The 16,720-nt window shown below is 34.5% G+C and carries 14 protein-coding genes; all 14 read right to left on the bottom strand.

The window, feature by feature from the left end:
* Positions 1 to 47 precede the first annotated feature (47 nt).
* Entirely contained in the window at positions 48 to 752 is a 705-nt protein-coding gene (locus GW534_RS00205) for a DUF881 domain-containing protein (RefSeq protein ID WP_161919032.1), read from the bottom strand.
* A gap of 176 nt (positions 753 to 928) precedes the next feature.
* Positions 929 to 1,714 (bottom strand): cell division protein FtsQ/DivIB, encoded by a 786-nt coding sequence (locus GW534_RS00200; protein ID WP_161919031.1) that lies wholly within the window; start codon positions 1,712 to 1,714, stop codon positions 929 to 931.
* A 345-nt stretch (positions 1,715 to 2,059) separates the two neighbouring features.
* Positions 2,060 to 3,160: a stage V sporulation protein E gene (gene spoVE / locus GW534_RS00195; protein WP_161919030.1), complete on the bottom strand. Its 1,101-nt coding sequence runs from the start codon at positions 3,158 to 3,160 to the stop codon at positions 2,060 to 2,062.
* 67 nt (positions 3,161 to 3,227) lie between these two features.
* Positions 3,228 to 4,580, bottom strand: a complete 1,353-nt coding sequence (gene murD, locus GW534_RS00190) for a UDP-N-acetylmuramoyl-L-alanine--D-glutamate ligase (protein WP_161919029.1) — start codon at positions 4,578 to 4,580, stop codon at positions 3,228 to 3,230.
* On the bottom strand, positions 4,581 to 5,555 hold the full coding sequence (gene mraY / locus GW534_RS00185) for a phospho-N-acetylmuramoyl-pentapeptide-transferase (RefSeq protein WP_161919028.1): 975 nt from the start codon (positions 5,553 to 5,555) through the stop codon (positions 4,581 to 4,583).
* An 18-nt stretch (positions 5,556 to 5,573) separates the two neighbouring features.
* Entirely contained in the window at positions 5,574 to 7,073 is a 1,500-nt protein-coding gene (locus GW534_RS00180) for a UDP-N-acetylmuramoyl-L-alanyl-D-glutamate--2,6-diaminopimelate ligase (protein ID WP_161919027.1), read from the bottom strand.
* Positions 7,074 to 7,464: 391 nt separating this feature from the next.
* A complete protein-coding gene (locus GW534_RS00175) occupies positions 7,465 to 9,378 on the bottom strand; it encodes a stage V sporulation protein D (RefSeq protein WP_161919026.1) in 1,914 nt (637 codons plus the stop codon).
* 117 nt (positions 9,379 to 9,495) lie between these two features.
* A complete protein-coding gene (locus GW534_RS00170) occupies positions 9,496 to 11,697 on the bottom strand; it encodes a penicillin-binding protein (protein ID WP_161919025.1) in 2,202 nt (733 codons plus the stop codon).
* On the bottom strand, positions 11,694 to 12,059 hold the full coding sequence (ftsL, locus tag GW534_RS00165) for a cell division protein FtsL (RefSeq protein ID WP_161919024.1): 366 nt from the start codon (positions 12,057 to 12,059) through the stop codon (positions 11,694 to 11,696). The genes GW534_RS00170 and ftsL overlap by 4 nt, the downstream gene beginning before the upstream one ends.
* Positions 12,060 to 12,081: 22 nt before the next feature.
* Complete coding sequence (gene rsmH / locus GW534_RS00160; protein ID WP_161919023.1) at positions 12,082 to 13,017, bottom strand: 16S rRNA (cytosine(1402)-N(4))-methyltransferase RsmH; 936 nt, start codon at positions 13,015 to 13,017, stop codon at positions 12,082 to 12,084.
* Positions 13,018 to 13,097: 80 nt separating this feature from the next.
* Entirely contained in the window at positions 13,098 to 13,529 is a 432-nt protein-coding gene (mraZ, locus tag GW534_RS00155) for a division/cell wall cluster transcriptional repressor MraZ (protein WP_161919022.1), read from the bottom strand.
* Positions 13,530 to 13,704: 175 nt separating this feature from the next.
* Positions 13,705 to 15,324: a bacillithiol biosynthesis cysteine-adding enzyme BshC gene (gene bshC, locus GW534_RS00150; protein ID WP_161919021.1), complete on the bottom strand. Its 1,620-nt coding sequence runs from the start codon at positions 15,322 to 15,324 to the stop codon at positions 13,705 to 13,707.
* 60 nt (positions 15,325 to 15,384) lie between these two features.
* Positions 15,385 to 15,612, bottom strand: a complete 228-nt coding sequence (locus tag GW534_RS16870) for a DUF3397 family protein (RefSeq protein ID WP_407670421.1) — start codon at positions 15,610 to 15,612, stop codon at positions 15,385 to 15,387.
* Positions 15,613 to 15,765: 153 nt separating this feature from the next.
* Complete coding sequence (locus GW534_RS00140) at positions 15,766 to 16,653, bottom strand: 2-dehydropantoate 2-reductase (protein ID WP_161919020.1); 888 nt, start codon at positions 16,651 to 16,653, stop codon at positions 15,766 to 15,768.
* Positions 16,654 to 16,720: the final 67 nt, after the last annotated feature.

The following is a 16,720-nucleotide window of genomic DNA, read 5'->3' as shown; positions in this document are numbered from 1 at the left end:
CCTTTCTTGTTTATCGTTATCATTTCCATCAAACTTTCTATCGTCAATTACGAATCGTTTTTACCAAGTATAGTTTTCATAACAATTTTATCCTTTTTTTCTAACTTAAAAACGATATTATCATTTACGAGTTGGTCTTTTACACCACCTTGTATATTTATCGCTTTTACTAAAGTATCAGCATCGCCTATCGCACTGATAACAAAGGGAGCAGGAAACTGTTCGCCATCGACAGTTATGACAGGTCCAGTACATTCTATATAGGAATTACTAGTTAATCGTTTCCCATTAATTGCTATAGCTTCAGCACCAGATATGTACAATTCATTAACAACATTTAAAACATGGTGCTCATGAACGAGGAAACTATTTATATCACCAGCTTTAGGATCGAATGTACCATCGTCTAACGTAACTTCTATCCCTTCCCCTTGAACTGCCACTTTACCAAGTACCATACGTAACTCTTCAACTTCTTCAGCTAAATGAGCGAGAAGCTTTTCATCTTCAACAATACTTTCTTCTAATTCAAATAACGTTTTCTGTTTTTCAAAAAGCTCTTCTTGTAAACGAGTATTTTTTTCTTCTAAATCATTTAATTGATTTCGTAATTGAATGTTTCTTTCCCATTCACGATCATTAATTGTTACTTGATTTGCATTATTTTTTGTTAATTGATAAGAGTAACTAATCATAAAGCCGAGTACTAAAAAAACAAGAGCAAAAACAATTCGATTTTTTTTCAACTTCATCGACACTTTCTTTATAAAATTACTGTTACAGGCGATCCCTAATTACACAAAAATAAATACAAGATGGAATTTGATTGCAAAATAAAAAACTATTTATGTTAAATTTTATTAAATTAAATTGTGTAGAATTATGGACCGCCTACTACATCTTTTATTTTTTATTAAATATAAGATTACTATTCCTGTGAATTTTCTTCATTTGGATCTGAATTTGAAGTTTCTGCCTGATAGGATTTAAAAAAGGCACCTACTTCAATATCGATTATCCCTTTATCTTCTGGATCTAATTGTTTTACGAATGTAGGATAATATTTCATTTTTTCTGCAAAAGTTCGTAATGTAGCCCGAACCTCATTTCCATCATTCATAAAGGCAGTAATACTATATTCATCCGTTTCTTTTGGGGTATAAATAATTTCCGATATTGAATGTCGAATTTCTTCTGGCATTTCCTTTAACGCATCGGCTAGAAGACTCCGGATATTTGAATCATTAAAATTTTGCAGGACAGGACCTATTGTTGGAGCATTTGTTGGATTTTGCTTAACCACAATTCCGTTTTCTAAAAAAGGGGAAATAGTTCCGTTTTCTTGTAAATATCCTAATATTTTTTGTTCTTCTATTGTTAACGTAACTTTGTTTGGAAATCGCATTGAAATTTCGACATCTTTTATTGTTGGTATGGATAAAATTCGTTCTGCAATTTCCGCTTTATTCAAATTAAAAAGAACCGTTTTGTCGGTTAAGTTACTTAGTGAAATAATCTCTTCTTTCGTTACGAGATAATTTCCTTCAACATGAATTTCACCAATTTTACTATATGGTGAATTAAAATAAAGAATTGATAGGATTAACATAAAAAATAAAAATAATAAGGTGACAATTCTTCGATTTGCCTTTTTCTTACGTTGCTCTTTTAATTTTGGAATTCGATCTTCGATTGATATTACTTTTTTTGCCAAACTTTACACCTCACCTACGCAAGAGGTTTATATTAATATATTTTAAATATTTCACGATTAATAATATATAGCCTTTTAGTACCAATTTTATATAACCCCATTATAACATAGGATTACAGACAATTCCGATACAAATGATACAGATTTTATTTTAATTTTTTATGTTTTTTTGAAAAAGCAAGATGTGGTATTTAACGCTCCTGGTAAACCTAATAATACAACATTGTATGAGGGTTTTGTTCCTTGTATTGGAAATGTAAATATAATATTACAAAAATGAAACTGGGGTGTTATAAAAATTTTAAACATGAAAAAGAGCGGAACTAATTCCGCCCTAATTTTAAATTAAATCCTAGCATATCTACTAATATTCAATAATATTCCTACGGCCATGAGCATTAATGTAAGGGATGAGCCTCCATAGCTAAAAAATGGGAGGGTAATTCCGGTAACTGGGATTAATCCAGTAACAACTCCGATATTAATCATTACTTGAACCGCAATCATCGAGATAATCCCGACGGCTAAAAAGCTACCATATAAATCTGGTGCGTTTAATGCAACCCGAATGCCTCGCCATAACAATAAAGCAAATAATAGTAAAACGAAGGCTCCGCCAATAAACCCTAATTCTTCAGCTAGAATAGCAAAAATAAAATCTGTTTGTGGTTCCGGTAAATAGAAAAACTTTTGTCTACTTTGTCCAAGTCCTAAGCCGAACAATCCGCCTGGTCCAATCGCATACAATGATTGAATAATTTGAAATCCAGTTCCTAACGGGTCAGACCAAGGATCAAGATATGATGTAATCCGAGCCATTCGATATGGGGCCGCTAAAATTAAGCCGACAAAACCAGTAACCCCAACTAATCCTAGCCCAATAAAATGGGATATTTTTGCACCTGCAACAAAGATCATAATCATACAAGTGCCGACCATAACCGTACCTGTTCCTAAGTCCGGTTGAAGCATAATTAAACCGAAGGCTAGGAAAACGAGTGCTAGACTTGGAACAAATCCTTTTGTAAATTGGGTAATATTTCTTTGATTCGCAGATAAAAATTTAGCTAAAAAAACAATCATCGCTAACTTCATAAATTCAGAAGGTTGGATGGAAAATGCGCCGACACCAATCCAACTTCGCGAACCATTTCGCACAATTCCAATTCCAGGAATTAATACAGCGATAAGTAATATAAAACAAAAAATTAATAGAACCTTAGACCAATTGCGCCATGTCCAGTAATCAACATTCATAATGAAAAACATCGCAACGAGTCCGACGACGGCAAATAAAAGTTGCCTTTTTGCAAAATAAAAGGAATCGTCGAAATTGTAATCGGCCCAAACGGCACTGGCACTATATACCATGATTAATCCGATGGACAATAGTAATAAAATGACAATTACTAAAATAAAATCTGGAGTCGTTTTTTTTACCGGCAAAACAGGTCACCCCATTAAAGCAAATTAAAGCTTGAACCTATTTTCCTTAGTAAGTTTGTCCAAGCTTTTATACTAGCTTATGCACCGCATTTATAAAAATGTCTCCTCGTATTTCAAAATTTTTATATTGATCCCAACTTGCACACGCTGGCGATAATAATACAACATCACCTGGTTGGGACAAGGAGTAAGCTAGTGGTACAGCCTCTTCAACATTATTGACGGCATGTAAGCTTTCTATCCCTGCTTTTTCACCTGTTTGAATAAGTTTATCTTTCGTCTCTCCGAACGTTATTAGCGCTTTTACATTATCCAGATACGGGATTAACTCATCGAAGCCATTTCCACGATCTAATCCCCCAGCGAGTAAAACAATTGGTTGTTTAAACGAGGTAAGGGCCATTCTCGTCGCTAAAATATTCGTTGCCTTTGAATCATTGTAAAATAAAGTACCATTGATATCGCGAACGAATTGTAAACGATGTTTTACCCCATGGAAAGTAGTTAACACTTGTTCAATTGCATCATTCGTAACACCAGTCAGTTTAGCTGCTGCCACACTCGCTAAAATATTTTCCAGATTAAACTTACCCGGTAACACAACTTTACTATATTCAATTACTTTTTCACCGTTGAAATAAATATAACCATCTTTTACTGATACACCGTTTTCTAAATACTCTTCCGTTGAAAATGGAATGACCGTAGCCTTCGTCTCCTCAGCAAGCTGTCTACATTCTTCCTGATTAAAGTTTAAAATTAGGAAGTCTTCTTCCCTTTGATTTTTATAAATATTTTTCTTCGCTTCAACATACTGTTCTCTCGTACCGTGATAATCAAGATGTGCCTCATAAAGATTTGTAATAATAGCAATATGTGGGCGAAATTCGCGAATTCCCATTAATTGGAACGAGGATAACTCAATCACAATTTTATTTTCACTCGTCGCTTCTTTTGCAACACCTGAAGCTACTGTACCGATGTTACCGGCAATTAACGGGTTCTTTTGGCCTTCTTTTAACATTTCAAAAATTAACGTTGTTGTCGTCGTTTTTCCGTTTGTCCCTGTTATACCGATGAATTCCGCTTCAGATATTTTATAAGCAAGCTCTACTTCTGTAATAACAGGAATTTTTCTCGAAATTGCATCTTCAATTAAAAAGTTGGAATAAGGAATACCTGGATTTTTTACGACTAATTGAAAGCCTTCATCTAACAAATCTTCTGGGTGTTCGCCACAAATTACCTTAATCCCTTTTTCTAATAAACTTTGTGCTTCTGGATTTTCTGAAAAAGGTTTTAGATCATTTACAGTAACAAGGGCACCTAATTCATGTAAAAGAAGGGCGGCACTAACACCGCTTTTTGCTAATCCTAAAACTAATACTTTTTTATTGCGATAATCTGTTATAGTTTTCAATTATAACCACACCTCAACATAGATTCCTAACACTGCAAACAGTAAACCAACTGTCCAAAACGTGACTACAACACGCCATTCACTCCACCCACTTAATTCATAATGATGGTGTAATGGGCTCATTTTAAATACACGTTTTCCAGTTGTTTTAAATGATGCCACTTGGATAATAACAGATAAAGTCTCTATAACAAATATTCCACCAATAATGACAAGTAATAATTCCATATTCGTTAAAATGGATACTGTCGCAATGGCACCACCTAGCGCTAGAGAACCAGTATCACCCATAAACACTTTAGCTGGATGAGCATTAAAGACTAAGAAACCTAATACAGCACCAACAATAGCAACAGAAAAGATTGCTGTTTCAAAATCTCCTTGATTCCATGCCAAAATTGCATAGGCACCAAAGGCAATTGCTGCAGTACCGGAAACTAAACCATCTAAACCGTCCGTTAAATTAACTGCATTCGAAAAGCCGACAAGCCAAAAGACGATAAATAAAATATAAAACCATCCTAAATCGATTGAAACATCTAGTAATGGAATATGTAACGCTGTTGACATGTCAAAGGAAATATAAACAAAGAAAAATATGATAGAAATAAGCACTTGACCTAAAAACTTTTGCTTAGATGTTAAGCCAAGATTTCGTTTTAATGCTACTTTAATAAAATCATCTAAAAAGCCTAATATTCCAAATCCAATCGTAACTAATAATAGTAAATAAACTTCGACGGTCATTTTCGAAAATACGCTTGTTATGACAATTGTCGTTACGATAATTGAAAGTAATATCATAATTCCGCCCATTGTTGGCGTTCCGGATTTTTTTTGGTGTGATTTTGGTCCTTCTTCCCGAATACTTTGTCCAAATTTCAATCTCCTAAGAAAAGGTATAAAAATTGGGGAGAGGATAACGGTTATAGCAAATGCTGTTAATATTGTGTATACGATGACTTGTTCTTGCATAATAAAAACTCCCTCCCTTTACTGTTCTTCCTTCTTGATTGTATTTGCTACCTTTGCTTCGATTGCCTCTTTTGCTACTATGCGATCATCAAAGTCATATTTTGTTTCACCAATAATTTGATAATCTTCATGGCCTTTTCCTGCAATTACAACGATATCACCGTTATTTGCATGTTGAATTGCATGGTAAATCGCCTCTTTACGGTCTTGAATAACTTCATATTGCAAACCTATGACACCTTGAACCATATCATCTAATATTTGTTTTGGATCTTCAGTTCTAGGGTTGTCAGATGTAAAGATAGGATTCGTTGCATATTTGCAAGCCACTTGTGCCATTAATGGACGTTTTGTACGATCCCGATCTCCACCACAGCCGACTACGCAAAAAATATTCGCATCCTTTGATAAAGATTTCACAGTTTGTAAAACATTTTCTAAACTATCTGGTGTATGTGCATAATCAACAATTACTGGGAATGATTGGCCAGCTTTTACTAACTCAAATCGACCAGGTACCGATTGAAAACTACGTAAACTATTAACAATCGTATCTATTGGTAGATTCGCAGCAATCCCAACGGCAATCGCACTCAAAACGTTATATACGTTAAATTTTCCGATTAAATTCGTTTCAACTGTAGTATGACCGACCGGTGTTTCTAAATCAAAGGATGTACCGTTTGCTGTAAAGCGGATATTTTTCGCCTGAACATCACTCGGACTTTCAATTCCATAAGTAATGACATTCGCTGCAGTCATTCGGCTATATTCATCACTTACTGGATCATCCCCGTTTAATACAGCAAACTTCGGCCGACTTTCGGAATATTGATTACCTAGTTGAGAGAATAATAAACTTTTTGCCTTCTTATATTCATCCATCGTTTTATGATAGTCTAAATGATCTTGTGTTAAATTCGTAAATACGGCTACATCGTAATCACAACCCCATGTACGACCTTGGATTAATGCATGGGATGATACTTCCATACTAACTACGTCAATTCCGTTTTGAATCATTTGTTGGAAAGTTTTTTGTAACGTAATACTATCTGGTGTTGTATTCACCGTTTCAAGTTTTTGCTCACCAATTTTTGTGTACAACGTTCCAATTAATCCTGTTTGTTTTCCTGCTTCGTTAAAAATGTGATCTACAATATGGCTGACAGAAGTTTTACCATTCGTACCTGTTACACCTATTAAAAATAGCTGTTGTGACGGATGTCCATAAAACACATCAGCTAACATCGCCATCGCACGTTTCGTATCTCTAACAATAATAGTTGGAACACGTAAGTCTGGAATTTCTCGATTTGCAACAACGGCAACAGCACCTTTTTTCACTGCATCATGAGCAAAGTTATGCCCATCAAATTTGTCACCTTCAATACAAATGAAAAGTGTATTATTCGTAACTTTTCTCGTATCTTGTTCAATTGACTGAATATCTATTTTACCGTTATCATTTATAATTTTTGCAAAGGGTAAAACATTTACTAATGTATGGAGTTCCATTACAACATCTCCTTCTTTAAAACACGCTTATTTCTATTTAATAACTATTTATTGAAAATAACCAACATCCATTGTACAGTAAACGGTCTATTTTTTCTATGTTTGTTTCATTAAAATTCCATTAGAATTGATAACAAGTGTTTGTAATTTAAATAAAGATAGACTTATCCTATCACAAACATTGTACTTTAAATGACGGATAATTATGTAACCTTTAAGTAAAATATTTAGGTTTATACTCAATTTAAAGTTTTATTACATATGATAAATAGTTTTCCTAAAAAAAATGAAAATGGTTGCCCATTTTCATTCTAAAAGTTTCAATATTCGTTTTATCGGACAATTAAAATGGAAAACCATATTAATACTATCTCGTTACGAAAAGCTCCTATTAATCTAGGAAAATACGTATCGTTGAGCCTTCTTTCACCTTCGTACCTGGTTGTGGTTCTTGTTTTACAATTTTGTCGCCTTCTCCATTAATATCAACTTTTAAATTGAAAAATTGATTGGCGATTTCTTTTCGTTCCAGTCCGATTAAATCCGGCACCTCAACCATAGGTGTATCAAGCCATGTTGTTTCTTTTTCTATTTGATTTTCTCGAGGACTTACTTTTAATACGCGCATACTATCTTCAATAATATTTCCTACAATTGGGGCAGCAACAGTTCCGCCAAATTGAACGGTTCCTTTAGGGTTGTCAACTGCAACATATACTACAATTTGGGGATCATCTGATGGAGCGAACCCAATAAATGAAACGATATGGTTGTTTTCTAAATAACGTCCACCTTGTGCTTTTTGCGCTGTTCCCGTTTTCCCTCCGACACGATATCCATCAACAAAAGCGTTTTTACCAGTACCTTGTGCAACGACACTTTCTAATGCGTAACGAAGTTCTTTTGACGTTTCTTCAGAAATTACTTTTCGTTTAGCAACGGGACTTTTCCGCATGACAACTTCCTCTGTTTCTGGATTTACAAGTTCTTTTACAACATAAGGTTGGTAAAGGGTACCACCGTTTATCGCTGCCGAAACAGCGGCCACTTGTTGGATAGGTGTAACAGAAACACCTTGGCCGAATGCGGTTGTGGCAAGTTCAACGGGTCCTACGTTTTCTAACTTAAATAGTATTCCCGTCCCTTCTCCTACTAAGTCAATCCCTGTTTTTTCACCAAAACCAAAGTCACGAATATATTCAAAAAGTTTTTCTTTTCCCAACCGTTCACCTAGTTCAACGAAACCAGGGTTACAAGAATTTTGTACAACTTCCAGAAATGTTTGCGAGCCATGTCCTCCACGTTTCCAGCAATGGAGCTGACTACCGCCTACTTTAACTCGACCAGAATCATAAAATTGGTCTTCTTCAAGATTAACCTTTTTCTCTTCCAGAGCAGCGGCTAATGTAATAATTTTAAACGTTGACCCAGGTTCATACGTACTCCATATCGGTAAGTTACGGTTATATATTTCAGGGGCTACATGTTGAAATTCAGAAGGGTTAAAATTCGGTCTCGAAGCCATTCCTAATATTTCACCCGTTTTCGGATCCATCGCGATAGCAATTAAGCCATCCGGATTATATTGAGCATCAGCATTGTCTAATTCTCTTTCAAGTATCGTTTGAATTTGTGAATCAATCGTTAAAACAAGATCAAGACCATCAACGGGTGGTTGGTAATCATCAGGCATATTTTCCATTCGTTCTCCTTTAGCTGTTGAGTAAAATTGAACGGCACCTCTTTTTCCTGCCAACTCTTCATCATAGGATAATTCCAATCCCATCAATCCTTGGTTATCAATGCCTGTAAATCCTAATACATGGGATAAGTAGTCACCAAATGGATAGTATCTTTTTGAATCCTCTGCGATATAAATACCGGGTAAATTCAATTCTTCTATTTGCTTTGCCTTTTCGTTCGAAATTTTCCGACCAGCCTTTAATCGTTCAATACTCGATTTCTTTGTAATTTGTTGGTAGACTTCTTGCACATTTGCATTTAAAAAGTTTGCTAGTTTTTCAGCAGTAGTTGCGGGGTCTTTCACTTGTCGCGGTACGACATAAATTGTCGGTGAACTTATATTTGTCGCAAGGGCAATACCGTTACGATCTAAAATTTCTCCTCGTTTCGGTTCAAAGGGAATTTCTCTATTCCATGAATTCTTCGCCCTTTCCGTTAACATATCCCCTAGAGCAAATTGAACATAAGCTAAACGTAATCCAATGATTATAAAAATTAAAAATCCAGCTAACAGGATTATTACTAGTCTTTTTCGCACGGTAACTTGAGAAACCTTTCGCATATAACCCCTCCTATCCATGCCTGTACCATATATATGCATGTCCAAATCTCAGTAGAACGGACAACTTTAAAGCAAAAGAAAAACACGCCATTTCGGACGTGTTTAATATAAGTGAATCTATTCACTTTCCTCTTCTGAATCCTTTTTATCTTTTTCTTCACTTTGTACCTTCAAACGATCTAATGGGGGTTGTAGTTGAATCTCTAATTTACTTTCTTCCGTTATGATAGAGTTAGGTGCAATATTTTGACTTATAACAAATCCGTTACCCTCTATATTAAAATCAATTCCTGTCGCTTGAATAAATTTCATCACATCTAATTTTGACCAACCTGTCATATCAGGAATAACCATATCACCATCTGTAACAATCAAAACTTTTTCATTTTCTATTAACTTAGCATTTACTCCAGGCATCGTTGCATTAACATTTTTTCCATTACCAATAACGACTGGAGTCAATTTAAGTTGTGATAAATCCGTTATTACTTTGTCAACTTTTTTACCTGTATAATCCGGAATTGTATTAATCGCTGCTTCTTCAATCGTTTCATCCGGTTCAATATTTAAATATTGTAAACTATTTTTCATTACCGAGTTAAATATTTTCGAAACAGGTACAGAACCACTTTCATATTTTTCAATATCAAGTTGCGGTTGTTTTACTAACACATATACGATTAACTCAGGGTCATCAGCAGGTGCTGCGCCAATAAAGGAGAATAAGTAATTATTCCAACCAGTTAAGATACCTTTACCAGGTTCATAGATTTGTGCAGTACCTGTTTTCCCTGCAACAGGGTAACCATCAATGTTGAATCGTTTTCCAGTCCCATGTTCTCCACTTACAGTCGTTTCAAGTAGTTGTAATGTTTTTTTAGCCGTATCCGCTGATATCGGAGAACCTACTACTTTCATTTCACTATCTTTAATAATTTTCCCATCCTCATCGACTATTTTCTCGATTAAGTATGGTTTCATCATTTTACCTTCATTTGTTATTGCAGTCATCGCTTGAATCATCTGTAATACGGTCACGCTTGTTCCTTGTCCATATGACGTAGCATATTGATCCCGCGGCCAGCGATATTGAATTACTCCTGAAGCTTCATTCGCTAACCCGATTCCAGTAGGCATGCCAAACTTAAAATAATCTAAGTAGTTACGGAATGTGTCTGTACCCATTTTTTTCACAAGATTAGCCATGGCTACGTTAGAAGAACGTTGAATTCCTTCTGCGTAAGTGATTTCACCCCAACCGTCATCATTATGGTCATATATCGGTTTTGAGCCTTCAACTTTAAACTGACCAGATAGGTACTTTTCATTTTCATTAAAAACGCCTTCTTCAATTGCAGCTGCTATCGGTACAAATTTAAAAGTTGAACCAGGTTCATAAGCCGTTTCGACTATAATGTTTTGCCAATTTTCCTCAATACCTTCACGAGTATTCGGATTAAAAGTCGGGCGTTGAGCCATTGCTAAAATTGCACCTGTTTTTGCATCTGCTACAAGCCCCATCATTTCAACGGGTTCATATTCTAAATTAACTTCATTCATTGCTTCTTCTAGGAATGTTTGAATCTTTCTATCTATCGTTAAATAAACTTCATGTCCATTTTCCGGTTCATCAACTACTGCGCCTGACGTCGGAAGAATAATACCCCACCGGTCACTTTCGTATTTGATTTTCCCGTTTTTTCCTTCTAAATACTCATTTAAACTTGCTTCAATACCCATTTGACCGACAAGTTTATGATTTTTCGGGTCTTCTAAACTGGCAAAACCAATTAAGTGGGAAGCTAAAATACCGTTCGGATAAGAACGTTTTGATTCACGAACAAAAGTAATACCAGGTAATTTCAAAGCGTCAATTTGCTTTTTTTGTTCATATGAAAAATCGCGACCAGCTTTACCGAATTCTACTTGGAAAGCATCTTTCGTTAATATGGAATATATTTCTGATTTTTCCATATCTATATATTGAGACAACACATCTGCTGTTTTCTCAGGGTCTACAACATGTTTCGGTGTTTCTGCATTTTCAGGAGTAACAGAAGAATCAAGAATAGCTATTAGTTTATACGTAACTGTATCTTGCGCAAGGGGTTCACCGTTACGATCTAATATCGAACCACGAGAGGCTTCTAATAAAGCTTCTTTCGAGTATTTTTCTTGTGCATAAGCTCGTAACTCTTTCCCTTCTGCTTGTCCTGTTATTTGAATGACTAAAAATCGGTATGATAATAGAAAAAAGAGCAAGCTGAATATTGTAAACAATGCCAGTGCTCTTCGATTCATACTTTTTCTTTTTTTCATGGTGTAGGTACACCTTTCACATTATTATTTTGTAATTTTAACCCTTTTTCTTTCGCGACTTTTAATACTCTGTCATATTCTAGCAATACGTCAACTTGACTTTGCAAATCTTCAATCTCTGTTAATTGCTCATCAATTTTTACATTAGCAGCTTCAATTTCTCTGTTCACTTTATAAATAGATGATTGGTTTGTAATAATTACATAGGACAAACAAAAACAAATAATACCAAATAGGAGATAAATATATTTTTCACCTTTCGTTATTTTGATTCTTTTTTTATTCGTACTTGGACGTTGTTCAGGTTTTGTTTGCGGTTGTACAACTTCTTGCTGAATATACTTCTTGGCGAGATTGATCATGATTTGCCCCCCTCATCATTTTTCACGTTAATTTTTCTGCAATTCGTAATTTAGCTGAATGAGCTCGATTATTTCTTTCCAATTCTTCGTCTGAAGGAACAATCGGTTTTCTCGTAATGATTTTTAATGTTGGTTGGTACTCTTCTGGTACGAATGGTAAACCTGAATAAATTTCTGGCACTTCGGCATATTGTTTGAACGTTTGTTTTGCAATCCGATCTTCAAGGGAGTGGAATGTAATAACAGCGACTCTGCCACCCTTTTTCAACAAATCGATTGCTTGTTCTAATGAATTTTCAAAACTATTTAGTTCATCATTAACTGCAATACGTAAGGCTTGGAAAACACGTTTAGCCGGATGTCCACCTTTTCGTCGTGCAGGAGCTGGAATAGACTCCTTTATTATATCGACTAATTGACCTGTTGTTTCAATAACGCCGTTTTCTCTTTCCCGCTCTATTTTCCTAGCAATTTGTTTCGAAAACTTTTCTTCTCCGTAGCGAAAAAAAATAGAGACAAGTTTTTCATATGGCCATTCATTAACAATGGTTTTTGCTGTTAATTCATTTTCTTGATTCATGCGCATATCTAAAACTGCGTCATGTTGATAACTAAATCCCCGTTCCGGTTCGTCAAATTGTGGTGAAGAAACCCCTAAATCATACAAAACCCCATCAACTTGTGTAATTCCCCGTGCATTTAGTTCCTCTTTAATCGATGCAAAATTGTTATGAATAAGCTCAACTTTATGTTGATATGATTCTAATTTAATTTTTGCGTGATCAATGGCAGTCATGTCTTGATCAAAGGCATAAAGTTTTCCCGCATCCGAAAGCTGTTTTAATATGGCCTCACTATGCCCTGCACCGCCTAAAGTACAATCAACATATATGCCGTCTGGATTAATATTTAATCCTTCCACCGCTTCTTCTAAAAGAACAGTTGTATGTTTAAACATGGAAGTTCTTCCTTTCTTTTCTTGTGCTAAATCTAAAGTTTGTTTATTAAAAGAGAAAATAACCTTCCTTTATTTTTCCCTTACAGGTCAAAATCAATCAAATTTTCCGCAATTTCTGCAAAGGATTCTTCAGATTCCGCAAAGTAATTTTCCCAAATTTCTTTGTTCCAAATTTCAATCCGGTTAGAAACACCTAATACGACGCATTCTTTTTCAAGTTTTCCATATTGGCGCAAAGTGGAAGGAATATTAATTCGACCTTGTTTATCAATTTCGCATTCTGTTGCCCCTGAAAAGAAAAACCTTGCAAAGGCACGAGCGTCTTTTTTCGTCATTGGGAGGGATTTTATCTTTTCTTCAATTACTTTCCATTCATCCATGGGATAACCGAATAAACATTGGTCTAGTCCTCGGGTTAAAACGAATACATCACCGAGGTCTTCACGAAATTTGGCAGGAACGATTAATCTGCCTTTCGCATCAACATTATGTTGGTATTCTCCCATGAACATGTTATTCCCCTCCACTTCTTAACCTAAATTTACCACATTCCCCCACTTTGTTCCACTCTTTTTTTATTACGTTAAAAAAATGTAATAAACATGCCTCCTTCTGTCAAAACAAGAAAAAAACTGCCATAAAGGCAGTTTTTTCGATTGTATAATATTCCGATTTTCCAAAAATTTATTACAATTTGATTACATAGTGGTTTCCATTACAACTGAATTTCTCATCACAAACTTCATTAATAAATTCTAGACCATATTGATTGAGAAAATAAAAGATGTTCCAACATCGCTCTTGAAAACCACTGAAAGGATATAGCGCTTCTCCAATTCGATCATATTTATTTAAAACTATGTGGTATTTTCGCTTAATAGCATCTTCTGTTTTTAATAACAAATAATCGAGTTGATTCGTTATAAAGTTTGAATTTTTATCAATGATTGGTAGCATCCCTTTATCAAAATCGCGCAATTTCTCATACACTTTTTCATATTGAGCTAAAATTTCCGTACGTGCTGTCTCCACCGTTTCCTCAATCGCTTTATCTTTCAACGATTCAATAAAATTATGCTTATCTTTTTCAACACCATTTATTAGTACATTTTCTATGTTTAGTCGTAAATCATTTAAATCTGATTCGATATTCCGCTCCAAATAAGTGATATTTATACGTGGAACGATGATTGGCATTTTTATTTCAGCAAATTCAAAGATTTTCTTCAACTCAGCCCAATATGAAATTTCCCCAGGTCCAGCTATAAATGATAACGTTGGGAATAAAAATTCCTGCATTAACGGTCTTGTCACCACATTATTACTAAATTTTTCAGGAGTCTCTTCTACCATATGAAGTAAATCTGATTTCGCAAAGGAGTTTTCACCCGCATAAACCCGTTCATTTTTTCGATCATATTGAAGCAATACTCTTTCGCCCTGTTGTTCGTAAAATAATTGGAAATTATCTTTATCTGAATCTATCATATTCCCGTAGCCTTCGTTGGCAAGCTCTTGCTGTTGTTCCAATAACAAATCTGTTACAAGTTCACCATTTTCAACCATCCACTTAAAATAGGATTGTTCGATTTTTCTTAATTCAGGATGGGCTGAATCAACTAGCAATAAACCATATTCTTTGAAACAGGAATTAATGATTTTCGCAAAAAATTCCGTATATGTCATTTCTTCATCAATTTGATCATGAATAAATGACAATACATCCTTTGTATAGGACGTTTCTCCAAAACTAGCAAACACATCTTGAATCCAGGCAATTAACTGTTCTTTATTTAAAGATACTTTGGAGACCATCTGTTTTTTATGGCGCAGTTTTTGTTCAAAAGTAGACTTATTTAGCATTCCGTCATTCAGTTTATAAACATGGTTCACTTCCAGAATGTCATGGTCTTCACCCGCAATCCAAAAGATTGGTACAACTGGTTTATTTAAGATTTTTTTCTTTTCTTTGGCATCATGAATAATGGAAAAAACTTTATGTATTGTATATAAAGGACCTGTCAAAAGTCCTGCCTGTTGTCCACCAATGACAACAACACTATCTTGTTCTTTAAGATGTTGTATGGACTGTTCAATTTGACTCGACATGCCAAATTTCTGCATATAATTCTTAATATGTTCCGCTAGCTGTTTTCGTGGAAAATCTCGCTTCATCAATTCGTCATATCTTGAAAATACGTCCTCTTCTTTTTGAAAATGGTAATGAAATAAAGATGCATCATTATTTAACATGTATTGATTTACGAGTTTATTTTTTGAAGCAAGTTGTAATTGAATCACTTCCATGAAGTGTAACTTCCTTTCATTTGTTTTTTCGTTACATTTCATTATTGTATCTGTTCCAATTTAATGAATAAAGGCGTTCGTTAAGACACCAACAACTAATAACAGTAAATGGCTAACTAAAGACACGATAAAAAAACTATGCCAACTGTATTTTATGATTTTTGGAAAATGAAATGAATGATGTCGTTTCCAATATCGCCAAATAAACATTAAGATGAACAATACCATAAATAGTATTATAAAGAAATGTAAAGAGACACCCCAAATTTCTTTAATTAAAAAGTAAATGGAAAAAAAAGATTGTTGATAAATCAGCAGACAATCGAATTGCGATCTTCTTTGTTTTCCCTAAGGCTAAAAGAATGAAAAAAATGATTAAATAAACAAGTATTAGTGCGAAAATAAAAATTGAAATAATTGTCGCCAAAATGGAATCCATTTTTATCTATCACCTGTTCTTCCTCTCAACGTTTCATATGCAGCATATAGTAGCGGAATTTGAATATTCTTTTCCTCTGCTTTATTTATTAGCGGTGTAATAATCCCATCAATTTCAATGCGATTATTTAATTTTATGTCTCGTAACATGGATGATTCATTTTCCGCTGTATTTTTACATATCGTTTCTAAATATTGTAATGCACTTTGTTGATCAACAATTTGAAGAACATTTGCAACTTCTTGGAAAAATTTTTGAAACAACTGATTGAAAAACGGATTAAATAATAATTCACCGTTTTTTATGTTTAATATCGCAGTGAGCGGATTAATGACTGCATTGGCAAGCAATTTATTTTCTAACATTTTCATATAATCTGCTTCTATTACAAATGGAAATTCTTCCATTGACAATATTTCACGAACTGTATGTACATTATTTTCAATACCTTTATATTCGGAAATACGTGTAAGTCCTTGTCCAGTATGTCGTACAGTTGTATTTCCTTCCTTCATTGCCCCATGTTCCACCACACCTAGGAGAATACATTCGTGCGCAAGCTTTTTCAGTTCAGGTAAATGACCGATTCCATTTTGTAAAAATAATAGTATCGCATTTTTATCCGTCTGTTGAAGAACTGGAATTACATTATTTAAATGGTATTGTTTTACACAAATTATGTATAAATCTGCCGGTTCTAAAGCGGTAGATACCGAAGCTTGAATCGGAAAGTTTTGTTGTTCATTTTTCTTTTTTAAATTAACCCCATGACGGTTAATTTGCTCTACTTGTGAGTCTGTTCGACAATAAACTGTTACTTCATGATATTTACTTAAGTAGCATGAAAACAATAGTCCAATCGAACCACCACCGATAATCCCAATTTTCATAAATATCACCTAGTTCTTTTATATTCATCTTATCAAAAACTACGCTTATTGGCATTGAAATAAACTT

Origin of the sequence: Pallidibacillus pasinlerensis, assembly GCF_009996845.1 — a bacterium.
In the GTDB taxonomy this organism is placed as follows: Bacteria; Bacillota; Bacilli; order Bacillales; family Caldibacillaceae; genus Pallidibacillus; species Pallidibacillus pasinlerensis.
This window is presented reverse-complemented; position numbering and strand designations above follow the sequence as displayed.